This window comes from Plantactinospora soyae (assembly GCF_014874095.1).
Classification (GTDB): Bacteria; Actinomycetota; Actinomycetes; order Mycobacteriales; family Micromonosporaceae; genus Plantactinospora; species Plantactinospora soyae.
In genome coordinates, this window is record NZ_JADBEB010000001.1 from 931,366 (window position 1) to 955,654 (window position 24,289).

The 24,289-nt window shown below is 64.2% G+C and carries 26 protein-coding genes; 14 read left to right on the forward strand and 12 right to left on the reverse strand.

Annotated features, from left to right (window positions below):
• Positions 1-26 precede the first annotated feature (26 nt).
• From H4W31_RS04115 to H4W31_RS04125, 3 genes are all read left to right on the forward strand, one after another.
• Positions 27-527 carry a universal stress protein gene (locus H4W31_RS04115; RefSeq protein WP_192765421.1) on the forward strand — a complete coding sequence of 167 codons (501 nt, stop codon included), beginning with the start codon at positions 27-29 and terminating at the stop codon, positions 525-527.
• A gap of 62 nt (positions 528-589) precedes the next feature.
• A complete protein-coding gene (locus H4W31_RS04120; RefSeq protein WP_192765422.1) occupies positions 590-937 on the forward strand; it encodes a PadR family transcriptional regulator in 348 nt (115 codons plus the stop codon).
• Positions 934-2,133 (forward strand): hypothetical protein, encoded by a 1,200-nt coding sequence (locus tag H4W31_RS04125; protein ID WP_192765423.1) that lies wholly within the window; start codon positions 934-936, stop codon positions 2,131-2,133. Before H4W31_RS04120 ends, H4W31_RS04125 begins: the two co-directional genes overlap by 4 nt.
• 455 nt (positions 2,134-2,588) lie before the next feature.
• Here the strand turns inward: H4W31_RS04125 and H4W31_RS04130 are convergent, their stop codons facing one another.
• The 5 genes from H4W31_RS04130 to H4W31_RS04150 form a co-directional block, all read right to left on the reverse strand.
• Positions 2,589-3,527: a hypothetical protein gene (locus H4W31_RS04130; protein WP_192765424.1), complete on the reverse strand. Its 939-nt coding sequence runs from the start codon at positions 3,525-3,527 to the stop codon at positions 2,589-2,591.
• A 228-nt stretch (positions 3,528-3,755) separates the two neighbouring features.
• Positions 3,756-4,382, reverse strand: coding sequence for a class I SAM-dependent methyltransferase (locus tag H4W31_RS04135; RefSeq protein ID WP_192765425.1), 627 nt, complete (start codon positions 4,380-4,382; stop codon positions 3,756-3,758).
• 10 nt (positions 4,383-4,392) lie between these two features.
• The gene (locus tag H4W31_RS04140) at positions 4,393-4,635 is read right to left on the reverse strand and encodes a hypothetical protein (protein WP_192765426.1); all 243 of its coding nucleotides are present in this window, start codon (positions 4,633-4,635) and stop codon (positions 4,393-4,395) included.
• A gap of 256 nt (positions 4,636-4,891) precedes the next feature.
• Complete coding sequence (locus H4W31_RS04145) at positions 4,892-5,365, reverse strand: hypothetical protein (RefSeq protein WP_192765427.1); 474 nt, start codon at positions 5,363-5,365, stop codon at positions 4,892-4,894.
• A complete protein-coding gene (locus tag H4W31_RS04150) occupies positions 5,362-5,871 on the reverse strand; it encodes a SigE family RNA polymerase sigma factor (RefSeq protein WP_192765428.1) in 510 nt (169 codons plus the stop codon). Before H4W31_RS04150 ends, H4W31_RS04145 begins: the two co-directional genes overlap by 4 nt.
• 195 nt (positions 5,872-6,066) lie before the next feature.
• On the opposite strand from H4W31_RS04150, the gene H4W31_RS04155 reads away from it, so the two are divergent.
• The gene (locus tag H4W31_RS04155; RefSeq protein WP_192765429.1) at positions 6,067-6,591 is read left to right on the forward strand and encodes a hypothetical protein; all 525 of its coding nucleotides are present in this window, start codon (positions 6,067-6,069) and stop codon (positions 6,589-6,591) included.
• A gap of 137 nt (positions 6,592-6,728) precedes the next feature.
• Here H4W31_RS04155 and H4W31_RS04160 read toward each other — a convergent pair whose 3' ends face one another.
• Genes H4W31_RS04160 through H4W31_RS04175 form a run of 4 tightly spaced genes read right to left on the reverse strand, consistent with a single transcriptional unit; the run spans position 6,729 to position 8,777 of the window.
• A complete protein-coding gene (locus H4W31_RS04160) occupies positions 6,729-7,145 on the reverse strand; it encodes an arsenate reductase ArsC (protein ID WP_192765430.1) in 417 nt (138 codons plus the stop codon).
• 17 nt (positions 7,146-7,162) lie between these two features.
• The gene (locus H4W31_RS04165) at positions 7,163-7,681 is read right to left on the reverse strand and encodes a GNAT family N-acetyltransferase (protein WP_404825560.1); all 519 of its coding nucleotides are present in this window, start codon (positions 7,679-7,681) and stop codon (positions 7,163-7,165) included.
• Positions 7,678-8,409 (reverse strand): aquaporin, encoded by a 732-nt coding sequence (locus H4W31_RS04170; RefSeq protein ID WP_192765431.1) that lies wholly within the window; start codon positions 8,407-8,409, stop codon positions 7,678-7,680. The genes H4W31_RS04165 and H4W31_RS04170 overlap by 4 nt, the downstream gene beginning before the upstream one ends.
• Positions 8,406-8,777 carry an ArsR/SmtB family transcription factor gene (locus H4W31_RS04175; protein ID WP_192765432.1) on the reverse strand — a complete coding sequence of 124 codons (372 nt, stop codon included), beginning with the start codon at positions 8,775-8,777 and terminating at the stop codon, positions 8,406-8,408. Before H4W31_RS04175 ends, H4W31_RS04170 begins: the two co-directional genes overlap by 4 nt.
• Positions 8,778-8,853: 76 nt before the next feature.
• Between H4W31_RS04175 and H4W31_RS04180 the strand changes: the two genes are divergently transcribed.
• A complete protein-coding gene (locus H4W31_RS04180) occupies positions 8,854-9,351 on the forward strand; it encodes an ArsI/CadI family heavy metal resistance metalloenzyme (protein WP_192765433.1) in 498 nt (165 codons plus the stop codon).
• 284 nt (positions 9,352-9,635) lie between these two features.
• Here the strand turns inward: H4W31_RS04180 and H4W31_RS04185 are convergent, their stop codons facing one another.
• The gene (locus H4W31_RS04185; RefSeq protein WP_192765434.1) at positions 9,636-10,145 is read right to left on the reverse strand and encodes a hypothetical protein; all 510 of its coding nucleotides are present in this window, start codon (positions 10,143-10,145) and stop codon (positions 9,636-9,638) included.
• 243 nt (positions 10,146-10,388) lie between these two features.
• On the opposite strand from H4W31_RS04185, the gene H4W31_RS04190 reads away from it, so the two are divergent.
• From H4W31_RS04190 to H4W31_RS04215, 6 genes are all read left to right on the forward strand, one after another.
• Entirely contained in the window at positions 10,389-10,676 is a 288-nt protein-coding gene (locus H4W31_RS04190) for a DUF7336 domain-containing protein (protein ID WP_192765435.1), read from the forward strand.
• A gap of 810 nt (positions 10,677-11,486) precedes the next feature.
• Positions 11,487-12,377 carry a MerR family transcriptional regulator gene (locus H4W31_RS04195; RefSeq protein WP_192765436.1) on the forward strand — a complete coding sequence of 297 codons (891 nt, stop codon included), beginning with the start codon at positions 11,487-11,489 and terminating at the stop codon, positions 12,375-12,377.
• A 653-nt stretch (positions 12,378-13,030) separates the two neighbouring features.
• Positions 13,031-13,987, forward strand: coding sequence for a hypothetical protein (locus tag H4W31_RS04200; RefSeq protein WP_192765437.1), 957 nt, complete (start codon positions 13,031-13,033; stop codon positions 13,985-13,987).
• A 199-nt stretch (positions 13,988-14,186) separates the two neighbouring features.
• Complete coding sequence (locus H4W31_RS04205; RefSeq protein WP_192765438.1) at positions 14,187-15,119, forward strand: restriction endonuclease; 933 nt, start codon at positions 14,187-14,189, stop codon at positions 15,117-15,119.
• Between the two features lie 225 nt (positions 15,120-15,344).
• Entirely contained in the window at positions 15,345-15,662 is a 318-nt protein-coding gene (locus H4W31_RS04210) for a hypothetical protein (RefSeq protein ID WP_192765439.1), read from the forward strand.
• A gap of 1,249 nt (positions 15,663-16,911) precedes the next feature.
• A complete protein-coding gene (locus H4W31_RS04215; RefSeq protein WP_225946118.1) occupies positions 16,912-19,383 on the forward strand; it encodes an NACHT domain-containing protein in 2,472 nt (823 codons plus the stop codon).
• 692 nt (positions 19,384-20,075) lie between these two features.
• Here H4W31_RS04215 and H4W31_RS04220 read toward each other — a convergent pair.
• Positions 20,076-20,486 (reverse strand): GntR family transcriptional regulator, encoded by a 411-nt coding sequence (locus H4W31_RS04220; RefSeq protein WP_192765441.1) that lies wholly within the window; start codon positions 20,484-20,486, stop codon positions 20,076-20,078.
• 159 nt (positions 20,487-20,645) lie between these two features.
• Here H4W31_RS04220 and H4W31_RS04225 point away from each other — a divergent pair, with 159 nt between their 5' ends.
• From H4W31_RS04225 to H4W31_RS04235, 3 genes are all read left to right on the forward strand, one after another.
• Positions 20,646-21,122 carry a hypothetical protein gene (locus H4W31_RS04225; RefSeq protein WP_192765442.1) on the forward strand — a complete coding sequence of 159 codons (477 nt, stop codon included), beginning with the start codon at positions 20,646-20,648 and terminating at the stop codon, positions 21,120-21,122.
• Positions 21,123-21,276: 154 nt separating this feature from the next.
• The gene (locus H4W31_RS44115; protein ID WP_192765443.1) at positions 21,277-22,002 is read left to right on the forward strand and encodes a GntR family transcriptional regulator; all 726 of its coding nucleotides are present in this window, start codon (positions 21,277-21,279) and stop codon (positions 22,000-22,002) included.
• The gene (locus H4W31_RS04235; protein ID WP_192765444.1) at positions 21,995-22,903 is read left to right on the forward strand and encodes a phosphotransferase family protein; all 909 of its coding nucleotides are present in this window, start codon (positions 21,995-21,997) and stop codon (positions 22,901-22,903) included. Before H4W31_RS44115 ends, H4W31_RS04235 begins: the two co-directional genes overlap by 8 nt.
• Here H4W31_RS04235 and H4W31_RS04240 read toward each other — a convergent pair.
• Entirely contained in the window at positions 22,862-24,268 is a 1,407-nt protein-coding gene (locus H4W31_RS04240) for a sporulation protein (protein WP_192765445.1), read from the reverse strand. The two genes, H4W31_RS04235 and H4W31_RS04240, sit on opposite strands and share 42 nt — an antisense overlap.
• Between the last annotated feature and the right edge of the window lie 21 nt (positions 24,269-24,289).

Sequence of the window (24,289 nt, forward strand, 5' to 3'; positions counted from 1 at the left end):
TCGAGCTACGCGGAGGACGAAGGCAGATGGACGTGCCCGTCGCCACCCCGGAGGACGAACACTACGGGCCCACGGAGCAGCAACTGCTCGTCGAACGGGGCTTCGACGGACCACGAGTGATCATGGTGGGGATCGACGGGAGCCCGACGTCGATGCACGCGGCGTCGTACGCCTGCGGGACGGCCAGACGGCAGCGGTGCCGTCTGGTCGTCGTCTTCGTGGTCCCAGCCGCGTCCTTCGTCGCCGCGATGTCCGGAGTCGCCGCCGAGGCTCGGGAGAAGGCGTGCCAGGAACTCGCCGCCGACCTGCGCACCGAGGTCCGCCTCATCGCCGACGAGTACCGCGTGCCGACCACCTTCGTGACCCGACGCGGCGACCCCTATCTGGAGCTGCGGCAGGCCGCCGACCGGGTCCGGGCCGACCTGGTGGTCGTCGGGGTGTCCGCCCAGGCCGGACACCGGTTCGTCGGCTCCATCGCGACCCGTCTGGTCCGGCTCGGCCGCTGGCCGGTCGTGGTCGTTCCCTGACTCTGACCGGTCTGCGTCGACCGGGGACTTGTATATACCTGCTACAAGTATATGCTGCCGCCATGAGTGAGCCGCCCATGAGGGAACCCACCTATCTGATCCTCGCCGCCCTGGTCGAGGCGCCACAGCACGGATACGCGCTCCTGGAAGAGGTCCGGCGGATCTCCGACGGGCGGGTCAACCTGCGGGCCGGCACGCTCTACGCCGTACTCGACCGGCTGCGGGCCGACGGGCTGGCCGAGGTGGACCGCGAGGAACTGGTGCAGTCGCGGCTGCGCCGCTACTACCGGCTCACCGCGCTGGGCGCGCGCCGGCTGGCCGAGGAGACCGCCCGGCTGCGCAGCAACGTCGACGCCGCCACGGTACGACTGCGCCGCGCCGGCCTGCTCACCGACGGCGGTGCGGCATGACGCTGGAGCGCTGGTACCGCCGCCTGCTGGCCTGCTACCCGTGGGAACACCGCCGGGAGTACGAGGAAGAGATGCTCGGCGTACTGCTCGACGACGCCGGTTCCCAGCGGCACCGGCCACCGGTCGGAGACGTCCTCGCCCTGCTGGGAGGGGCGCTGCGGGCCCATGTCCGGTACCCCGCCATCAGGCTGTCCGAGCGGTCGTGGCGGCAGGCCGCGGCGATAATGGGATTCCTCGGCCCGGTCGTCCTGTTCGCGTACACGGTCCGTCTTCCGCTGTTGAATCTCAGCCAGGGATGGATCGACTCTCCGCTACCGTTCTCCTGGGCCGCGGTGTGGCTGACCGTGGCGGTGCTGGCCGCGATCGGACGGCACCGGACGGCGGCGGTACTGGCGTGGCCCGCCGCCGCGCTCGAAGTGGCCCGGGCGGACGGCCGGTACGACTACGTGTCCGTGTTCAACCTGTGGCCCACGGCGCTCGCCGTGCTCGCCGCGACGGCGCTGACCGTGGCAGGACCCCGCTCGGGTGCGGCCCTGCTCGGGCGGTGGCGGCTCGCCCTGCTGTCCGGGGCCACGCTGATGCTCGGTGCCGCGCCCGCGATCACGGTGGTCGTCCTGTCGTTCGTCCCCGTCGCGGACCCCGGCAATTTCCGGACCTTCTGGATCTTCACCAGCAACGTCACCTACCTGGAAGCACTGCTGCTCTCCGCCGGATACGCGATCGGCCTCCTCGCGGTGCTGAGCCTCAACGCGACGCTGCGCCGGCGGATCATCGCGCTACTCGTCCCGGTCGGCGCGTTGTTGCTGCTCAGCCGGGTCGGACTCAGATACTCGTCGCTCATGGACAGGCCGTTCGACGCGGGGGTTCCGGCCAACCTGAACCTGACCCAATGGCTGCTGCTGGCGCTGGTCCCGCTGTCGGCGCTGGCGGTCGCGGTGGCGGGGGTACACCGCTGGGAACGGTCGCAGCGGGTGATGGCCCTCGGCGGCCCCGCCAGCCGGCTGGCGGGCACGTCACCACAGGCTGTCGAGCGCGGCCACCCGCGCACGGAGGCGGCGGGCATCCCGGGCGGGCAGGGCGGCGACCGCGACGTCCAGAATCCACCGCACCTGCGAGGGGTCGGGGCAGCAGCGCATGATCCCGCAGCCGGCGGTCAGGTCCCAGAAGCGCCGTTGGGGGTGCCGGACAAACCATGACCAGGTCATGAACGCGTCGAAGACGGCCTCGTCCCACAGGCGGGTGCGTTCGAGGTAGGCGATGGCTCTCAGGCCCCGGGGCGAGAGTGCGGGTAGGACGGAGGTTGTTCCGTCGAGTGGCCGTCGGTAGATGGACTCGGCACGGAGCCGGGCGGGAGGCCTACGCGGCATGACCCTTTCGTGGCATCGACATGCCGACATCGTCGCACGGCCGTCCCCGGCCGCCGTGCTCCTGGTACCCGCGCTACCCGAGCGGCTGACCGGTCCATCCGGATTGCGAGGACCGGATACCCGGCGGGTGATGTGGCGGCACGAGAACGGCCACCGACCGGCGTCTACGCTGGTCAGTGGCCGTTTCCCACCCGCTTGGCACTGGGTGGGGAATTCGAGCCGTTCGGCAGGGCGTCACGAGGCTCCGGCTACCGGGGCAACCGGAGCCTCGCCGGTGGCCGGCGTCAGCCGGCCGCGACTGCCGTGATGGAGAAGGTGGTGGCGTTGTCGGACGGGTCGGCGTCCGGCACCGGCGCCGAGGACCACGGGTCGGTCTGCACCTCGATGCCGGCCTCGCCCAGGTCGCCGAGCGGCGTGCTGGCCGACCCGGTGAAGACGAGGTCGAAGTTGCGCGCCTCGCCCTCCATGAACTGGCCACCGGGGACGCAGAAGTGCGCGCAGCCGTCGGTCGGGACCGTGGAGATCTCGTAGACACCGGCCGGCAGATCCCGGGTGAACAGGTAGAGCCCGTTGTGCGGGGCGTCGCTGTCGTACCGCACCGTCAGCGGCAGGCGTCCCTCGAAGGTGCCGTCCGGCTGCCGTACCAGCGTCAGGTCACCGGCGGTGATGCCGGACTCCGGCTGCTGGTCCCGGACGTACGTCTGCGGGTCGCTCAGCGAACCGGTGGACGAGCGGAACCGGGACCGGAAAGTCTCATCGGTGACGACCGCGCCGTCGACCTTGACGGCCAGGCGTCCGTTCTTGGCCTTCATGGCGTACGGCTGGATCTTGGTGAGGACCTGGAAGTCGATGGCGAAGGCCCGCTGCTCTCCCGGCTGCAACTCGCCACCTGGAACGTCACACTCGACCCGGACCCGCCCGTCCGGCAGACGGTCCCCGCCGCTGTAGCAGGTCACGCCCCACTCCAGGTTCTCGTACGAACCCGGGACCGGCTCGGTGATCACGTAGGTGGCCCGGCCCGGCTCGGCGCCCTGGTAGGTCAGCTCGACCTGAAGCGAGCCGCGGTAGCCGCGGTCGGTCGGCTCGAGGACCAACCGGTCGGCGACGGTCGCGGTCGAATCGGCGGCCTTGGTCGGCGCGGCCTGGGCGGCGGGCACCGCCATCGACAGCGTGGCGGCCAGCCCGACCAGGCCAGCGAGCACAGTGGACACACTTCTACGCATGCGTTTCTCCCCGTAGTTCCGTCAGCGGCGGACTGCCCACCGTGAGCGGTCCCCCATGATGCCAGTCCTCTGCAACCCCATCAGAGCAGGAGAAATGAGAATCCTCTTAGGACGTAGCCTTGGTTGTGGCGCTGTGGCACAGGGCCGTCCTTCGGGCGGTCCGGATGTCTGGTGGCCCGGTTTCGTCGACCGGTCTCCCGTCCGTGGTCGGAGCGGGGAAGGATTCGCTCAGCTCGGAGGTCGCCGCGCCCAGAAGAGGGCGTGTCCACCGGTGCCCTCCGGGACGAAACCCTCGAAGGTGATCGTCAGTCCCGCCTGGGACAGCCAGGACCGGTAGGTGGAGACGTCGGCGTGGGTCCACCACATGGCGGCGGGGCCGTCGAGCCAGTTCTCCTCGGTGCCGGTCCAGGCGTCGTGGCCGACGGTCGTCAGTAGCCAGCCTCCGGGGCGTAGCCAGCTGGCGATTCGATTGATCAGGCGCGGCTGGTCGGCCAGGGGCATGTGGATGAGGGCGTAGAGGCAGACAACGGCGTCGAAAGACGTCGGCGGCAGGTCGAGTCGGGTGGCGTCGGCTCGGAGGAAGGTGCCGTCGGGGACCAGGCGGCGCGCCCGCTCGATCTGCACGTCGCTGATGTCGACGCCGGTGACGTGATGTCCGACGCCGGTGAGGAACCGGGCGACCGGCACGCCACAACCGCAGCCAAGGTCGAGGACCGCCGCCGGGATCGGTAGGCGTCGGCGCAGTTCTGCGAGCCAGGGCGCGTAGTGGCCGTCGTCCGCGTCGTCCGCGCGGTAGTGGTAGGAAAGCGCGTCGTACCCGCGTCGTACCAGGTCACGCTCGTCGTCGCTGTCCATCGTGGCGAGGTCAGGAGGCGTGTGGCCGAGTGCCGAATTGTTTGTCCTCGCCCGCGTCCTCGTCGTCGGCCGCGTTTTCGTCCGCGTTCTCGTCGTCGTTTTCGTCGTCGTTTTCGTCGTCGTCCGCGTCTCGCAGGAGCAGGTCGAGATCTTCGGGACTCATGCGCTTGATTTCGGCCTCCAGCTTGCGGCTGTAGTGGCGATCGTTTGGATCACTGCCGTTCCCGGCGGCCACCCGGCCGTACGCCTTCATGAACGGTCCGATCGACCGTTGGAGACGCTCCCTCCTGTGCCCCATCGATCGAAGGTAGGCCGCGCATGGTGAGCCACGCCACTGGTTTACCCGCCGAACCAGGCGGCGGCCACGGTCAGGTCGGTGGTGGGAATCGCCGCCCCGCAAATGGGCGGACAGCACGGCGGGGCATCGACGCGAGAGGTCTCGGTTCCGCGTTGGTGCCCCGCTCGTGCGTTTGTGCAGGAGCGCCATTCATGTCCGGCGCGTCGTCGAACTACGGTACGGAAGCAGGGGTCGGTGCCACTGTCCGGATGGGCGGCTCCTCGGTGAAGTCCGGGTTCGGTGCCACCGTCGGGTAGGACGGCTCCTCCGTCGAGTCCGGGTTCGGTGGCACCGTCGGCTCCTCGGTCGAATCCGGGTTAGGTGCCACCGTCGGGTAGGACGGCTCCTCGGTCGACTGCGGGGTCGGTGCGACCGTCGGGTAGGACGGCTGGTCGGTCGACTGCGGGGTCGGTGACACTGTCGGTGCGGCCGGACGCTGATCCACGGGCTGCCTGGTCGCGGCGATCGCGATGGGTGCGGCGATGAGCATGACAGCCGCCGTGCCGACCCCCGCCAGCGTCAGCGTCGTACGGCGTCGCAGTCGGGCCCGTCGCTCTGCCCCGGTGAACGGGTCTGTCATCGTCGGTGTCTCCTCGGCTAGTTCGGAAAGGGTGGAGCGGATGAGGTCTTCGAACGGGGTGGTCACCGCAGCACCTCCAGGCCAGTGACATCCGGCAGCATTCGACGCAGTCGGGCGATCGCCCGGTGCGTCCGGCTCCGTACGGTGCCGACGGAGCAACCCAGCATTTCGGCGACCTGGGTCTCGGTGAGGTCCTCGTAGTAGCGCAGGACCACCACCGCGCGCTGTGCCGGTGGTAACCGCCGCAGTGCCGCGCGCATGGCGAGCCGTACGTCGGTGCCACCGCTCCGATCCGGGTCGATCCCCTCGTCAGCCTCGGTGAGCCGAATCTCCCGGTAGCGACGCAGTCGCCGCCACCAGCTCACCTGCTCCCGGTACATGACCGTGCGGACGTACCCCTCCGGATCGGCGTTGCGCAGGGTCGGCCACTTGGTGATGGTCCTGGCCAACGCCGACTGGAGAAGGTCCTCCGCGGCGTGCCGGTCCCCGGTGAGCAGGTACGCGACCCGCATCAGCGCCGGGGTACGGCTGGTCACGAACTCGGTCAGCCGCGTTCTCTCTTCCTCGTCCACCTACCCCCCTTGTTCCTCCGTCAAGAGATACAGACGCCCCGGGTGGGTGGATCTATCCACTGGCCCACATCTTTCGGATGCTCTGCCGCCCGCCTCCGGTACGGCGCCCACGATCGCAAGGCACAGGGGTGCGGCGACGGCGAGTTCGTGAATAAGCCGGAAGACAACGCCGCGCTGAAGGCAGACCATGTACGGATGCTCAGGAAGGATGCTGTCGCCCGCCTCCAGGACGCGGCCGTACTGTGGAGCGTCGGATCTGGTACGGCGGCCGACGTGATCGACGCTGCCTGTGACTGCCTCGTCGCAGGCGTCGACAGTCCGACTCTTCGGATACTGGCCGGCATCTCGCCGGCGCGTGGCAGCGAAAGTGATGAGCTACGCCGTTGGCTCGAAGGCGCTCTTGTAGAGCTCTCCTTGACCTACTACCGGGAGGGGAGCCGAGAGGGTGAAGAGAAGGCCCTCCGGATCATGGCCCGACGGCTGCTCGCCGGGACCATCACGCCTCGTGACCTAACATCCTGGGCATACGGGGTCATCACCTGGGAGGGCACTCCCCTGGCAGGTGAGCTGATCAACCTTGAGAACACCTACGAGTGCCTCACTGCCGTCTACGAGGAGCACGAGCCCACCAGTACGGCGATCGAGAAGGTCGACGCGGATGTCATCGCCGAAGCTCGGCGCCTGGTCGGCGACAGTGCCGCTGAGAACGACCGGGGGTGAACCACCGGCTCTGGTCGGAGCGCACCGCCGATCGTGCCATTCATGGTGTGTCGTCTCGCCGGGGATGCGATTGGCGCAGATATTGCCGAGTGGGCAGGCCGAAATTCGTACGGAGCCGCAGTTCCGCTTGCGGCGTTCTACGACTCGCCGCTGATCGGACTCAGCTCTGCGACGAGGCGCGCGACACGTGTACGGATCTGGTCGCGAACACTGCGGACAATAGACAGTGGTTGGCCGGCAGGGTCGGTGAGGGACCAGTCTTCGTAGCGCTTTCCGGGAAAGACAGGGCAGGTGTCACCGCATCCCATCGTGATGATGACGTCGCTGGCCTCGGCGGTGTCCCAGTCGAGAACCTTAGGTTGTTCGGTCGATATGTCGATGCCGACTTCCCGCATCGCTTCAACGGCCACCGGGTTGATCTGGTCGGCTGGCTCCGAGCCGGCGGACCGGACCTCGATGCTGTCGCCGGCCAGGTGGCGCAGCCAGCCTGCTGCCATCTGGGAACGACCGGCGTTGTGAACACAGACGAAGAGGACGGAGGGGCTGTCAGTCACGGTTGCTCCTTACCTGGTCAAATGATGCTTGGACTGCGCCGCTCGATCAGGATGACGTCGCGCCACAGACCGTGATGGCGGCCGATGCGCTCGCGGGTCCCCACGACACGGAACCCGCAGGCAGTGTGCAGGGCGAGGCTGGCGGTGTTCTCGCGAAAGATGCCCGACTGGATCGTCCAGATTCCGGCCTGCTCGGTCGAAGCGATCAGGGCCGCAAGGAGATTGCGCCCGACCCCGCAACCACGCGCGTCCGGGTGCACGTAGACGGAGTGCTCCACCACTCCGGCATAGACGCAGCGGTCCGAGACGGGACTACAGGCCACCCAACCGGTGACCCGGCCGCCGGGACCGAGTGCGACGAAGCGGTGCTCCAGAAGCCTGCTGGTCGTGTACCTCTCCCAGGTCGGCGGTTCGGTCTCGAACGTGGCGTTTCCGGTCGCGATCCCCAGCGCGTAGACGTCAAGCACCTCGGCGGCGTGCTCATCTCTCATCTCCGTGATGGTGACGTGGCCGGCGTCGGTAGGTGTGGGAGTCATGGATGCGCTCCCTCCGGTGCCGGCTGCGGGATGACCATGTCGTCGGGACGCCGTCTCGGCACGGGGTACCACCAGGCAACGGCAGCCAAGGCGACCAGGCCGCCAACGATCTGGGCACCGATGAAGCCGGGTCCCGAGGCCGGGGCTATCCCGGCGAAGGTGTCGGAGAACATCCGACCGACGGTCACGGCAGGATTCGCGAAGCTGGTACTGCTGGTGAACCAGTACGCGGCACCTATGTAGGCGCCCACCGCAGCGGGCGCCACGTTGGCGCGGCCCGAGCGGACCAGGGCGACGATGAGCAGCAGCAGGCCGGCGGTGGCGACGACTTCGGCCAGCCACAGGTGCCCACCGGTACGGGGTGTGTCAGACCAGGTCACGGCAGGAAGGTCGAACATCAGGTTCGCCAGGACCGCGCCGGTCACCGCACCCGTGACCTGCGCGGCCACGTACGCGAGGAGTTCGGCCAGCGACAGGCCCAGGCGGGTGGATCGGCCGAGCCACCAGTCCACCGCGGAGACCACCGGGTTGAAGTGCGCGCCGGACACCGGGCCGAAGACCAGGATCAGCGCGCCGAGCGCCAGAGCGGTGGCAAAAGCATTCTCCAGCAACTGCAACCCGACGTCCGCGGGCGACAGCCGGGCCGCCGCGATGCCCGAGCCGACCACCGCGGCGACGAGGAGGGCGGTGCCCGCGAACTCCGCCGAGGTACGCCGGGCCAGGCTCACCCAGGCACTCCGGACGTCATCGCCGAGGTGTCGAGAAGCCGGGACAGCGAGCCGAGCCGGCCGGGTACCACCCAGTAGTAGACCCAGGTGCCCCGACGCTGAGAGTCGACCAACCCCGCTTCCCGCAGCACCTTGAGATGGTGCGAGATCGTCGGCCCGGTCAGCTCGAACGCATCGGTCAACTCACACACGCACACCTCGCCACCAGCTCGGGCGGCGATCAGTGACAGCAGTCGCAGTCGTACCGGATCACCTAGGGCCTTGAAGCCCCGGGCCAGGTCGGCCGCCGCTGCCTCGGTCAGCGCCTCGGCGACCAGCGGCGTGCAGCACGTCTCGGGGTTGAGGACGGGCAGTTCTTGTCTCGACACCCGTCTAGTTTGACAGTCATCTAGTCAGCATGGCAATCTGCTGTTTAGACATCCATCTAGGCAATGGGGGTGCGGAATGTCCCGCGTACAACTCGCGCTGCGCGTTTCCGATCTTGAGGGATCGGTGGCGTTCTACTCGAAGCTGTTCGGCGTCGAGCCGGCGAAGCGCCGTCCCGGGTACGCCAACTTCGCGATCGAGGAGCCGCCGCTCAAGCTCGTCCTGCTTGAAGGCACTCCCGACCAGCCCACCGTCATGGATCACCTCGGCGTCGAGGTCTTCGACGGCGCGGAGGTCACCGCCGCGACCGACCGGCTCACGGAGGCCGGATTGATCACCCTCAGCGAGAACGACACCTCCTGCTGCTACGCGGTCCAGGACAAGGTCTGGGTACGCGGTCCCGGCCAGGAGCCGTGGGAGGTGTACGTGGTCAAGGGCGACTCCGACCAGTACGGCAAGAGCGCCGACGCACAGCCTGGCGCCGATGACGGTTGCAGGTGTGGCGAGGCCAGCGACAGCGGCGCCAAGGAACCCGCCACCGTCGGAGCCGCGACCTCCGGCGGTTGCTGCTCATAGCTCCCGTCGCCCGGGGCGAGCAAGTAGCGGTGTCAGCACTGACGGGGGTACCCGCTGGCGGTGTAGGGCTTCACAGCAGCGCCAGCGGGTACGGCTTGTTTGTCTAACCCCACCACATACAGGACAGCGGGCCTTGGCCGCTCCGTCACTTTAGTTGCGGGCAGTGACACTGACTGGCTGCAGCGCACTCACATACCGAGTTGAGTGGGCGTGCCACTTGCTGCGCGAAGGGTTCCAGCAGCGGGGTATGCCGGTGTCGTGGAGATAGAGACTTTGCAGACCCGTCACTCGGCCTGGAAGCCGCCGCGCTCGCGGGCGAGGGCAAGCCACTCCAGCCAACTGACCCACTTCGAATCGTCTTCCAGGGAAGCTCGTTCTTCCGCCGGGACCTGCGCGTAAGCCGCCAATGCCTCGTCGATCTCGCGTGTGGTCACTAGCCAGCCATCGCTTGACCGGAGCTTGAAGGCAGGGATGCCAGCCATGCCTGGCGCAGTCTGGGATCTCCAGCGGAGGTCTGCCGCCGATCGGTCCTGTCGCGCCTGTTCGTCGCCGGGATCGTCGGCCTGGAGTGTCCAGGGTTCAGGCTTGGCCTCGTAGCCCATCCCGGTGAGCTGCATAGTCTCGTTGATGTCCCCAACCCGGCGGTACGGGAACGCCGAGGGCCCGCGGCTAAGGAAACGGTGGAGGTTTTCCTCGCAGTCGGGATCATGGACACAGAGTCGACCCGAATCTTGGCATGAATCGAACTGGTAGCGAGCTTGCGCAACGTCGGCCAGTTCCAGATCGACTCCCACGCGCCGATGCTCTCGCCTCGTCCGCCCCGGCGCCAGCCAGTTCCGGAACTCAGGTGGGTCGGAAGCTCCCGCGAACGGTCCGTACCGCCGCCCTAACCGAGCTACCCGCGCCCGTACGCCGTCCGTAGGCGTCTAGAGCCGGTCCGACTCGGAAGCCCGCGCCGAGCCGCCCGCCGTCGACCGCCACGAGCAAGATCCGCGCCCGTCCAGCTGTCTTCGCCGAGCGTCGTTACGGTCTCTCTCGTGGACGTCTTCATGCTTTGGCACATCCGGCATGCCCAGGGCAGCCTGGACGGGAGCCCAACCCTTCACCGCCAGGACGGCGATCTGATCTGGGACGAGGCGGACGGCGACGATCTGAAGGTCCTCGGGGTCTACTCCAGCGAACAGCGCGCAGAGGAACGCATCCAGCGTGCCCGACTCCTCCCCGGCTTCCGCGACGAACCTGACTGCTTCATGGTCAACCGCCACCAGCTCGACGAGGACCATTCGACGGACGGCTTCGTCGCAACACACCACGGCGAAGACTAGGAAGCTGAAGTCGACGCATGTGGGAACTGCGAGGCGGTACGGACGCCAGCGTGGTGGCCGTCGTCGAACTCTTGACTTCCGCCTTCCGCGCCAGTCCAATCCCGGCACTGGCTTGCCGCCGGTCTACGCCCGCATCGTCAGCCGGTCCCGCCGTACCCACCGGGCACCGTGCCCTCACGGGCGGCGTACGCGTTGCTACGCCCCGATGGGCAGCTCCACCAGCATGCGGACGTCGGCAACCAAGGCACCCCAGGCAGGCACGCCGAGCCGCTCGATCGAGCATCAGGAAACCAAGATCGACTTACCAATATCTGCCCACACCTCGCTGTAAGGAGCCGGACTCGGCTGGACGGGCCGGGACCGAACGAAGTCAGCCCTTCACCCGGTTATCCCAGGTCATGGGCTGATGTCGCACCTTGTGGCGGGTAGAGGATTCGAACCTCCGAAGCTTTCGCGACGGATTTACAGTGCGGGTACCCAACCGGCTCCAACCAGGGCGTTTACTCCCGTCTTCGGGCAACTTCTCCGCGTATCCTCCGAGGCACATCCGAGGAACGCGCGGGCTTCTTTCGGTATGAACAAGCGATCAGGGGTGTCGGCGGTCAGTGGGAATTCCCCAGCGGCGGCCACTTGGCGGGGAGCTATCTGGCCGCCGGTGGTCACTCTGCGTTCCCGGATGGTTCGTCGTTCTCGATCGGTCCCGGCGGCAGCTAGGGCCTGGCTCCGGTGGCACCTGGATGGGGTTGTTGCACATGCCGTAGCGGCATGTGGTGGGGTCGGGGCACCACAGCACGAAAGGCTCTGTCTGCGATGTACCCCTCCCTCACGCCTCCCCGGCAGGTCAAGATCGGTGATGCCGCTGCGTTCGCCGGGATCACCCCACGCGCCATCCGCCACTACCACGAGATCGGTCTGCTGCCGGAGCCCGAGCGCGGCGGGGACGGCCGCCGCCGCTACGGCTATGACGACATGACCCGCCTGCTGTGGATCCGCAAGATGGCTGATGCCGGTATCAGCCTGGACGACATGCGGGCCGCCTTCGGCGAAGCCCGGGACGAAGCTGGAGACGAAGCCCTGGACCAAGCCCCGGATATCGAGTCGGTCCTGAGCAGGCTGGAGAAAACCTTGACGGCGCAGGAGGCCGCCACCAAACGTCGGCGCGCGGCTGTCCAGCGCCTGCAGGTGGTGGGCAGCCCGCTGGGGCTGCTCTCCGAACTGGTCACGGACCGGCTCAGCCACCTGCCCCCGGGCGCGTTGCGCCCCTCCGATCTGGACGCCCTGCTAGTCACAGAACGGATCTTCGGGCCGCTGGGCGCCGCCATTCAGGCCGGCACGTTCATCGTGCTGGCCACCCACCCCGACCTGCGGGCCGAGGAGGACCGTCTTGAGGCGGCCGAGGCCGCCCTCGACGACGGCGTCGAACCCGACGACCCGCGCGTCGAAGAGCTCGCCGTACAGCGATGCGCTCACCAAATGGCCCTGAATCAGGCCATCGAGGCAGCTGGTCTCGACGCGGCCGAGGAGAAGATCTTCGAGATCTACGACGCCGACCTGAAAGGGGAGGAGGGCACAGAGATGAGTGCCGCCACAGCGATCACCAAGATGCCTTACGACTTCTCTCCTGCCCGGATGCGCTGCGTGGAACTCGCCGGACGGCTCTTCGGCGAGGCCCTTGCCGACGCCCACTCCGCGGACAGCTGATCGCCTGTGTCTGGCACTGACGTGGCCCGACAACCGGTCGCGTTCATCCGCATGTGACCGATCGGGTCAGACGTCGAGCCCGGGCCGTAACCAGTGACGGCCGGACAGCGCCGTTGACGGCTGGACAGACGAGAACAGCCCTTGACCGGCGTTTTGCCTGGTCAAGGGCTGTTTTCGCACCTGGTGGCGGGTAGAGGATTCGAACCTCTGAAGCTTTCGCGACGGATTTACAGAGCGCCAACCGCAACGCGCTGACCTGGGCTTCTACCCCGGCCCAGGGAGGTCACGACACATGGACGACACGTGTCACGTCTCCGGCAAGCCCCGACCGTCCGAAGGGCTTCCATCCGGCCAATGACCAGAGTCGGACGCGACACCGAGCGACGCCTCCTCCAAGGACACCGTTCTGCCGCTGCGCGTTGCGGAGGTGAAGGACAGCCTCCCGCCCCCTAACGTGACGGCGACTGAACGTCGCCCCGTTGATCAACAGCGCCCTCGAGCGCCCGTGGCCGGAATTCCCGCCATGGGCGGTTTTGCGCGATTGCTCGCATAAAGCAAGCCTAAAGCCAGCGGTTCGAGAATCTCCGGGAGGGAACGCGCCACTGATGCGCTAGCATGCCGGATGAGCTATAGGCGCTATCGGAAGAAGTCGTATGTTCGAAAGTGATTTTTTCGGAGTCGCCGGATTCTTTCTGTCGGTTATTGCTATACCGATTACCTTCATCGTTGCGCGCAGAACGAGGCTGAGACCCGAGATTCGGTACGCGATAGACCACGACGTTCTAGTGGAGCCAAAGGCCGAGTTAATCGATAGAGGATTGTCAATCAGGTTCGCGGACCAAACACTTCGCCAAGTGAGTCGTACTTATGTCGCACTCTGGAACCACCGGGGCGACACAATCAAGGGTTCGGACATTCTATTCGAGGACCCCCTTCGAGTGCAGCTTCAAGACCTCGATGCTGTCGTTGACGTAAGCGTAGTTTGGTACAGTCGCGACCAAAATCGCCTTACGGTTCGCTGCGATCCAGCCGACCGCTCCGCTGCAACGATCGACTTCGACTTCTTAGACGCAGGCGACGGAGCCGTTATTCAGATCGTGCACGAGCAGGGATCGCCGGCCCTTGCAGGCACCATTCGCGGCTGCGGCATTCGAGATAAGGGGTCCGGCGATTTAACTGAGTCGACCCTAAGCCAAGTAAAAAGCAAGTCTCTCTTGAAGAGGATAGCCCGCCGGGACGGGGGCCCATCACTCTTGCCCGCTCTACTCATGGTGCTTCTTGCTGCCACAACCGCGTTCATCGAGCCCATTCTGAGCTTTTTCCGCGATCCTCGGAAACTCGTAGACTCCTCAAAGTATGATTTGACTAGCTTGAAAGGGCAAGACGACTTCGCCGAGAAGGTCATGGCGGGAAGGATCTCCAGTGAAGGTCCATACCTTGACTGGCTAATGCTAGGGTTCGGCGCGATGTTCTTGGCCATATTCATTCTGGTCGGTTATAGCCGGGCGAGAAGGTTCGTTCCCGTCTCGATCTTGAGACATCGCGCCGAAGATCACCGGCCCGCTGCCGCCGATCTTCCAGGACGGGCAAGAGCGGGCGGCTCCTCCTGAGAACCAGGTCGACCGGTATTGCTAGAGACGGGTTGCCCCCTTAACTCCCGAATCCGCTGATCAAGGGGCGTTTCATCTGCCGGGGCGGACGGTGTGGGATTCGAACTCACGAGAGAAATCGCTGCCCTTACCAGCTTCCCTCGACCCATCGACCGCCGCGCAGGAGACTTGTCACACCCGTCCCCTAGGATGCTCGGCCGTGGGAGCAATCGACTTGCAGCCGGGAACGGTCATTACTCGCCAGGACCGCAGCGACCGATGGGGCGGCTCGATTCAGGGCGGGATACTGCCGTCGAGTTCAACGCCGAACGTCTTCGTCTACTCCGACCCCGCCGAGGGTCGTAAGTGGGGATACGACTTCGACGGTTGGTCCACTGACGGGTCTGTTTTCTTCTACACAGGCGAAGGCGCAGAGGGTGATCAGACGTTCGCCTACTGGAAGAACCAGGCCGTCTTGGCTCACAATGAGCAGGGTCGAACGCTGCACCTCTTCATCGCGGCCAGCGGTCGCCAGCGGGGTGGCAAGCTACATCGATATGTCGGTGAGTTCGAGGTCGATCCCGCCCTGCCGCACGTACGCGCGGATGACCCAGTCAGGGAACGATCTGTCATAGTGTTTCGTCTTCGTCCCCTGGGCGCGGTTGACCGTGCCGAGCCGGACGTTGCCGGGTTCCCGGATGTAGAGCAGACCGCGGAGAGCTCCGTAGTTCCGACCGAGAGTGCTGATGCCGGTAGCTTTGTTCGGGCACCGTCCAAAGGCGGTTTGGCCCTTCGGCGAGAGACAAATCTCAGCAAACGCTACGAAAAACACCTCGTCGATCAAGGGCATATCGTGGGACGGTGCCGAGTCCGACCCCCCGGAGAGATCGGATATCTTTTCACCGACTTGTACGACTCAACGGCGGATGAGCTCTACGAAGCCAAGGCCGTATCAACCCGCGACGCCATTAGGTGCGCGATCGGCCAACTCTTCGACTATCGACGCCACATCGAATCAAAGGATGCTCGGCTCACGGTGCTGCTTCCCGTGCGGCCGGCCAGCGATCTCGTGGATCTCATCCATAGTTGCGGAATGAACTGCGTATACGAGACTGAGAAAGGTTTCTTTAAGCGCATCGATCCACCTTCCTGAATCGATCAAGCCGGACGATTCTGGCATTGAGCTGCTGCTGCTGCACCTGTAATGGATGGTCAACGATGGTGCCGTCGGCTCCCCTTCGACGCCCTGGAACCGGCATGATCTTGGAAGGATCCGCGCGAGAGTAGGATCGACCGATATCGAGCAATTCGGAGGTCGCCCGTGACTGAGCCTGTGCCCCCCACCTCAGGGATCGATCCCGATCGGCCGCAGGAGTTCATGCAGAGTGGACGCGAGGTTGCCTTCTTTCTCCCGGTCGTCTGCACGGATCGGGGTCAGCACAAGCGACGGCTCCTCACCGTCGCCCGCCGCGAACTTGACGGCAGCGGGGGCATGAGTTCGGCGTTGGAGTGGTTCGCGCCGCCGATGGGAGCGGAGGCCGAGCCGAGAAGCCTGATCGGTAGGGACTCATACATCTTCGCGTGCCCCTCCTGTAGCCGAAAACCGCAGATCAACCGCGCGAAGTGGTGGAACCTGGTCGATGAAGCGGGACGGGCCAGGCTGCGCGAACTCGACCTGTCCCTGCTACCCTTCTAGTACTGCGCACGAGCACGGCAGTCCCCGGCGCGAGGACGGGGTTACGTTCAGCCAGCAGGTTCACCCCTCGGGGTGCTCGCCGAAAGCCCACTCATCCGGTGGGGCGGTCTATTACGCCCTCCGGAGGTACGTGTGGCCTCGCAAGATGTGGACGTCGCGGACGGCACTCCGACGCCGAAGCGCCGACGCCCGAGCGTCCGGCCGCGTCAGTCGTCTCGCAACGCTCACGATGTCCTCTTGACCGCCGCGAAGTCTGGGTGGGGGCCTACCCTGCGGTACGGCCTGCTGCTTCTCATCCATCGTGGTCCCTTGCCGGTGGCGGGCCTCATCGCTTACCAAGTCGCCCGTTCAAAGGGCTGGCTGTAGCCCCAACTTTCGCGTCGCCTCCATCCCGTCGGCCTTCGGCCCCACCCACTCGGCTCCGCCCGCACGGAGGTTGCCGGGATGGCGCCAACCATCCCGGAGTGCCTGAGCGCCCCGCCGGCGGCACGCCCTGGTCGTTACCCTCAACGAACAAGCCCCGGATCTGCCATTGCCCATGGCTGCCCGGGGCTTCTTCGTATGTCGCGCCGCCGGCGGGGCTGCAACCGTTCGGGGTGCGCCTGTGCGCTTGCGCTAAGGGCGCGGGGTCCCCGAGCGGCGACCCGTTCGGGTCGGCCCCTGGTCGGCGGCGCGAGCGGCCTGCGAAGCGGGCCGCCTTGATCCTGTGCCGAAAGTTCTCACACAGTCCGATACTCCGTCCGGAATCCCCTCAGTCGTTGGGGAGCGTGAAGTTGGCCGGCCACTGGAAGCGAGAGACCGTTAGTCGATTTGGCTCGGCGGATCAGGCCACCACCGGTCAGACAATCGGCCGAGTAGGAAAGATACGCAGCTTCGTCCGTTTTAGTTGTTTGAATCGATGCTGAAAGTCGCGGCCTCACCATACCAGGTTGTTTGGCTGACATGAAGGGCTCTATTCGTTAATCTGTTCCCGCATGCCGTCACAGCTCAGAGGAGATCAATGTTTGACCTCGACTGGAAGTCGGTCACGATAACTCTAGTAGCCCTACCGATCCTATATTGGGTAATCGTAGGAACCTATAAGGGTATAAGAAGTCGCAGTGATGTAATCATGAACGCTGTCGCGTGGACAATAAGCCGATTTGTCAATCAGACTATTGCTACGCGAATGAACTTGCGGAAGTACTGTTCAGTGGAACTTGGAAAGGAGGCGACCAAGTTCCTGCCCGTACCCGGAAATCGGGGGGTAATGCTATCAACCGACAGCGTTTTCGTCCCATTACGATTGGAGAGCGCCGAGCGTACGACAACATCGAGTATCGAAGAGATTTGGGGCACGGAAATCCGTCGAGTGCGCATTGTCGGGGATCCTGGATCGGGGAAGTCTTCATTAACGAAGCGCGTATTCCGTCATGCATGTAGAGCCGCCCTCGCGAACCCGGGTAGGCCATTGCCAATACTTGTTGACCTAAAAGACTTCACTCCACCCGCCGAATCAGATGATTCTCAGCACCTGGCAGATTGGGGCCTTGCTCATCTTAGGACGCGAGTAGCGTCTGTACACGGATACAACATGGACCAACTTTTCGACACGTCCCTCACGGGACGTGGCATCATGGTCCTTTTCGACGGCCTAGACGAGGTAGCAAGTTCCGCGTACAAACGCGTCTCACTTGCGCTCAATGCGCTTAGCGATGTTCTGTCCAACTTCTCCCCTGCCAACCGCATGGTTCTTACAATGAGGACCCAGTTCCACGTGCAAATCAGAGGCGACTTCGACACTACCTTCCCGAAGGTTTTTCACATTCAACCCTTCTCTCCTGGGGACATTTACGCGTTCCTGACGCGATGGCCTTTTCCTAGGGGGCGCGACGTCAGTGCGATCGTCAACCGCTTGTATTCGGAACTGACTGATAAGCCGACGCTTCGTGATATGTGCAGTAATCCTCTAGTCCTCGCGATGTACGTCGCAAGTGATCAAAGCAGTGAGGAGTCAAGTACTCCGGATACTCGAACCGCCTTCTATTCGCAGGTAGTCGAGGAACTGCTCGTCGCCCGACGCAAACGACAATTGGGTCTTACCGCAAAGAGCGCGATCCGGGAGCAAAGAGAAAGACTCTTGGGTCGGCTAGCGCTCGATAATCTTCTGTCTCAGGAGCAGCCGGCGAATGAGATTCAATGGCAGGCGGCCATTAGAGCTGTTACAGACATCTACAGTTGCCCCAGCCATGATGAAGCAGCCCGGACGATTCGGGAGGTTTGCAAGGAAACAGGGATTCTCTCGGAGGAACGTCCGAGCGAGACCCTTCGCTTTATTCATCTGACGTTCTGCGAGTTTCTCGCAGCGAAAGAGGCCATACAAGAACGGCACGATGGATTGAATGAGCTAATCGAGTCCCACCGCGCCTTTACCAAAGGTACCGCACCTCAGGCCAGGACCCGCTTGATCGAAGTTATTCCATTCGCTCTGGGGCTCTCACAACGAGTATCCCGTACCGCTGCTCTCGACAGTATTTGGTCAATCCAGGACCGAGCGGTGGTCGGCAGATGCTTCCTCGAGACTCAGGCATATGACCACAAGATCTGGCCACGCTACGTCGGCCGTGAAATGAAGAGTCTTCTCCGACTAGGAAGAGAGTTTTGGGATGAGGAGTGGCTACGGCGCTTGCACTTGTTAACGGTCATCATTGCCGATGAAAACGCCTGGGCGAAGCTATACCATCGATCACCGACTCTTACATTGCATTCATTTTTCCTACAAATGATTGAAGGTGATCGCGAAAAGCTTCGGACTGTAATAGGTTCCTACGCCGCGTTCGATCCGCAAGCGGCATTCAGAATCGCAGAAGCCTGCGAAGTTGACCTCGTCCGAGACCAACCCGCTACCGTTGTAGAACATTTGTCAAACCCGCCATTCTATTCTATGTTGATAGAACGCCTAAAGGCGGACGAAGAGCCTCATGAGAATTGGTTTATGGTGCTGGCAGAAGCCGCACTCGGGAGCCAGTACGTAGCACATCAACTTTCAATGGAGCCCTGGCATATCTTGGCCGGGTTTCAACATCCTAAGAAAATTTTGCGACGAACTCGCTGGTTTATGCCAGTGAGAGGTAGATACAGCTGGGCCACACATTTCTTGGGACTGTCACTGTTCACCTACTGCCTGACACTCGCACTCATACGACTTGACGCCCACTCATATCAGCGGTTCCCACGACTAAGCATCGTTCGACCATTGCCGCCTCCAGGTGGATCGACTTGGTCGTATCTGATGCCAATAGGACGAGTCATTCACTTCGCGCTGCAGATGCTCGTGATCTTCGGGGCAGGGATGCTCGCTGCCGCGAACCCCGAAAGCCCTATTGCGACTGCAGCACTCGTAATGTTAGTGCTTTTGCTGTCGACACTATTCGTTCTCGAAAGCTGGCCCCGAAGGAGTGCCCAGTTCTATCTGGCTATCCTACTCCGTGACGTAACCTTACTGCCGTCTCCGAAGGCCTTTCAGATCTATTGGCACACGCCAGGCGCCTTGCTCGCGCGGCTCACGGGACGTGGGCTCCTTGCTAATGAGCGAATAACGAGCCTGCATTACTTGCGCTCGGTCCACGGTAAAGTTGGACCTAACCAGCCTGACATTTTCGAAAGAGAGCTATCGCCGATCGACTACGGTGTTGCCAGCGATCAACCCGTAAACTCCGCGCTACGAACCCCCACCTTATAGCTCTGCTTTAATCTCGCTAACCAGGATCTGAACAGCTCCTATGGTGGCAGCAAGCACCACAGTTAGAGTCAGGATTCGCGTCCCAGCCTTCGACGCAGTCGGCGAGTTCCTTAAAAAGATCACCCTCAACGCCGCATCAACAACTGAGCTAAGAAACGCAAGTTGGATGGCGATAGAGATAACGTTATGAACTGGTGAAGACCGAAAGGGACCTGCACTTATGGGCTGTCCAGGCGGCGTTCCAAGGGAGACAGCTTGTTCTAGCACCACGACCTCAACTGCACAAAGCGCTACCTGAACCAGGCAAAGGAGAGCTATGAGCGCACGCAAGGAGAATTGATCATGAGGGGATACCCTTTCGAGGTTTTGGCCCCCCGGCGTCGAAGGCGGCGGCACGGAACGAATATAACGATCGACGATCGAACGAATTTCAATGGCGAGCGCGAGGGCAATCACGGGCACAACCTGCGCAAGGAGGGCCGCATATTCGCGAGTCATGCCGTATTTTCGACTAGACAGAGCCATCCGTCAACGCCTAGACGTTTGCAGCCACTTGTCCTGTCGATTATTAGCTACCTAGGATCGCTCTGAACACAGACCACTCAGACCTAGATCATTTGAAATCAAGGGAAAATGGAATTCCAACCTTGAGACAGTAGCTTTCACCCGCGATGATGCGCGCTCCTGCACGGTCAAACCGGGCGGGTCAGCTCCGTCTTGTCGGCTGGGTGAATCTCGGTGGTGCCATCGGGGTGGTGGACCTCGATCACGGGTACGCCTTCGTCCATGTCGCGTTCGACGCGTTCTGGGTCGGCGGGCATGCGCGCGACCGCCCTCCCGCCCGGTGGTAGCTCGACCGACACCCGCTCAGGTGGCACCCGCACCCGGGAGCGTTCTCCACGTTCGGTACTGACGAGTCCTTCGCTGCGGAGCAGGGCAAGCGCCTGGCGGACAGCGTCCCGGCCGACGCCGTACTCCTGCGAGAGGGTGACCTCGCTCGGCAGCGGCGCTCCTGCCACGTACTGCCCGGCGTAGATGCCCTCGCGGATGAGGTTCGCGAGTTGGCGATACACGGGCGTGTGCGAGCGCCGATCGATCGACATGGACGGCAGCCTTGCTGACAGGTACAGCCCTGTGTCCTTGTGGCCATATGGCTATATGGCTATGGTCGACGTTACGGAATGTACCCGCGCTGCGACGCAACTTCGCGCCGCAGCACCCTTCCGTGTGCCTGAGGACCCGAATACCGACGGAGGACAGGAATGGATCTAGACAGGTACGCACCAGACCGGCCGACCAGAAGCGAGCGGCGCACGGCCAATCAGGCGCCCAGGTCCATCTACCGCCGCGATGAGCACAGCCCTGTGTCCGGACCACCCAACGCGCGTGGCACCCGCGACGCGTCCGGCGGTGCCTCCCCAGGAACCCTCATTGAGGTCACCGACGTGTTCGAGCCGCTCCCTCGCAAGGCGCTCGACGCGTTCGCCGGTCGCGTTCGACCGGCGCCGCGATTCGTTCTCCTGATTCCGATTGAGGCCGGCAACCTCGAAGAGGCTGTGAACCTCGCTGTGCTGCTCGGCCGATCCCTGCGCTACATGCCCGAGATGAGGGCCAGAGACGAGCTGGTGATGGACGTTCAGGCCGAGACGTTTCACGACGCCTTCTGTGACCTCGTGCTCCCCGGCAACCTCGACTGCACGCGACAGGCCAGGCACCCCGGCGGGTGCGAGGCTCTGTAGGGGTCGGCAACGGCGATCGCCGTGGGCCGCCTTCGGCGTGGGCGCCCCTGGTAGCGGAGGCGGGCGGCGCAGGTTGACCGGCGCGGGGTAGTTGAACACGGGTCCGGACGACGGGGAGACTAGGGCCGTCGTCCGGACCGAGCTAGGGAGGCACGTGGGCGGGCAAGGTGGCAGCGGAGTCGGCTTTCGTGAGATCGCGGCGGAGCTACGCGAGGCGATCAGGTCCAAGAGTCTGCCTCCGGGCTCCCCACTTCCCTCTGAGACGGACGTCGTCAAGCGGTGGGGCGTTGCCCGCGTCACCGCGCGTCGCGCCCTGGCCGCGCTCGAAGCGGAGAACCTGATCGAGACCGTTCCTGGACGGGGACGGTTCGTGCGCGACGCGGGAGGCACCTCGGGTGAGCGGACCGGGGCGAAATTTGAGGCGGTTGCGGCTGCCGTCCGGCGATCAGTCGAGAGCGGCGCATTCCCACCCGGCAGCCGTGTGCCGAGCGAATCCGAGTTGAGTGAACAATTCCGAGCATCTGTGGGCACCGTACGGCAGGCATTACGCGTTCTGGAGAGTCGTGGACTTCTCGTCTCGCTTCCGGGCAAGGGCAGGTACGTTCCGCATGATCCGGATTCAGGTCCGGCCGTCATGACAGATGCCGAGCGGATAGCCGCGGATATTCGCCGCGACATCGAGCGCGGGGAGCTTGCGGCTGGGGCGAGTCTGCCTGGTGAGAACGACCTCGCAACAAGATATGGAGTGGCGAGGGGGACTGCGCGCCGCGCCTTGACTGAACTAGAGCGTGCCGGACTGGTAAATACCGCCAGAGGGAAGGGGCGCGTCGTGGTCGACCAACCCGCGTCACCTGCTGACACTGAATCGGAAGATGCCTGAAATGGGCATGTCCCGCTCGCCTTTCACGTCGGATGAAGCGGTAACGGTCCTAGGCGAAGCCTGCCGAACGGTCGGGGTGCCGACCAGCGGCGCCACGATGATCAGGCTCGGCGAGAACGCGATCTTCCGCCTTCCTGCGGCGGGCTTGATCGTTCGCATTTCCCGTAGCGTCGAAGTGCTTGACGATGCCCGCAAAGAGGTTCTTGTATCGGCGTGGCTACGTGACGCGGGGCTGCCTGCGGCTCGGACCGCCGACATTCCTCAACCCATTGTGACATTGAGTCATCCTGTCACATTCTGGCATCCGATCGTGGACACAGGGCGTAAGGCACGGGCCGACGAGTTAGCAGCGGCCCTGCATCAATTACACGGTCTTCCTCCCCCGACGGAATTCAAGCTCCCAGAACTGAATATGTTCGGCCGGGTAAAAGAACGGATTGATCAGGCGGCAGATCTCGACCCGAAGGACCTGGAGTTCCTTCGGGGGCGGTTGGCCAAGCTTAGGACCGAATACGACGATCTCGCGTACTCGTCGCCTGCCTGCGCCGTACATGGTGACGCGCACGTGCAGAATCTTATCGTTGATCCGGCGGGGACTGCCGTGCTGATCGACTTTGAGCGCTTCGCGTTCGGTCACCGAGAAACGGACCTGTCCGTTACCGCCACCGAGTACGAGATCGGATGGCACACCGATCAGGAGTATGCAGACTTCTGCCGGGTCTACGGCTACGACGTACGGACCTGGGACGGGTTTCCGGTGCTACGTGCGCTCAACCAGTTCAAGATGACGACATGGTTGATGCAGAACGTCCATGAAGGCCCGGCGGTGGCCGAGGAGTTCCGAAACCGGTTGGAGACGCTACGCGACCCCAGCTCTCGCCGCCGCTGGGCTCCCTTCTGAGGGTGAGAGCACTTCGTCGGCCAGGCCGAGGAACCGAACCACTGCCGCGCTTGACCGGTGCGGCGCGAGATCGTTGCACAGGTCGCGGATGTAGCGGAGGTACCGCTCGGACTTGAGGCTTCCGGCAAGGGTGATTGCCTCGATTCCCGCACCCGCCGCGCGCTCCAGGTCAAGTTCGTGGATACAACTGGCGCACAAAACAAGGCGCATAAAGGCCAGCGTTCGCACATAGCTCGGATCGGAAAGAGCTACAGCCTTGCCGACAAACTCCTGCGCCAGCTTCGGTTTGCGGAGATCTCGGAAGCAGTGGGCCATCTCTCCCGCTAGCTCAGCCTCATCGAAGTAGTCGATCCATGGTGGGTCATCCGACGGCTTGCGACGGCCAAATATAGTTTCCGCCCCGACCAGTACGGCCGCGCAAGCCTTCTCGTCGCCTGATCCCGCTAACGCACGTGCCTCCATCGACAGCAGCATCGTCATAACGGTTGCGCTGGCAGTCTCCTTGCCGCCCTCCTGCGCGGCTCGCGCTAACTGGGCTGCTTCAGTGAACCGGCCGAGGTAGTTCGCCTGGTGACTCAGATTCGAGAGGATGCGACTTCCCATCACCCGGTCTTGGCCGGCCTGGGCCAGGCGTAGCGCCTGGATCAAATACCGCTGCGCCAGACCGTGCCGCCCGGCATCGTAGGCGGTCCAGCCAAGCAGTTGAGCGACTTCCGACGCTGCGGAGAACAGCCGTTTCCCGACGCTCTCGGTGAACTTCCCGTCAAGCAACGGCAGCACCTCGGCAGTGAAGTACTGCGCTAAGGCGCTGCGCGCGTGTCCGCCGCCGTACTGGAAATCGAGTTGCATGAACATCTTGTTCGTGCCGCAAATGGCCTCTACTTCAGCCATCCCTACTCGCCGCGCTGTGCTGCCTGTTTCCGGGACCGGATCGGGGCGAGACAGGAGCCATGGAAGGAGGGGCGCGGACCATGCGGCCGGAACGGCTGGTGCCGCGATAACATTCGGCAGGTTTGCCGAATCGTGGCGCGCGAGTTCCAGCAAGTTCACACGTGCCCCCGCGATCTCCTCGGGGTATTGGAGCGCGCTTTCAAAGGTCGCCATGGGAGATGCCTGCCCCATGCCAATGTCTTCGACGCTGATCCGGAGTCCGGCCTTCTCGGATAGGGCTTCCGCGATGAATCCGGCTGTCTGCGTCCGAGGCTGTGACCCGTCGAGCCACCGTTTTACGGTGACGTGGTCGCACTTGAGTTCTGTTCCGTGCCGCGCGGCGACCGTTCGAACCCGTGCGGCAAGTCCCTTGTTGGAGCAGTTGACTCGGGTCATCACCTCAGCCAAGGACAGGTTCGGCTGAAGCTCGGGCACGTCCCCTCCTTGATCCAATTT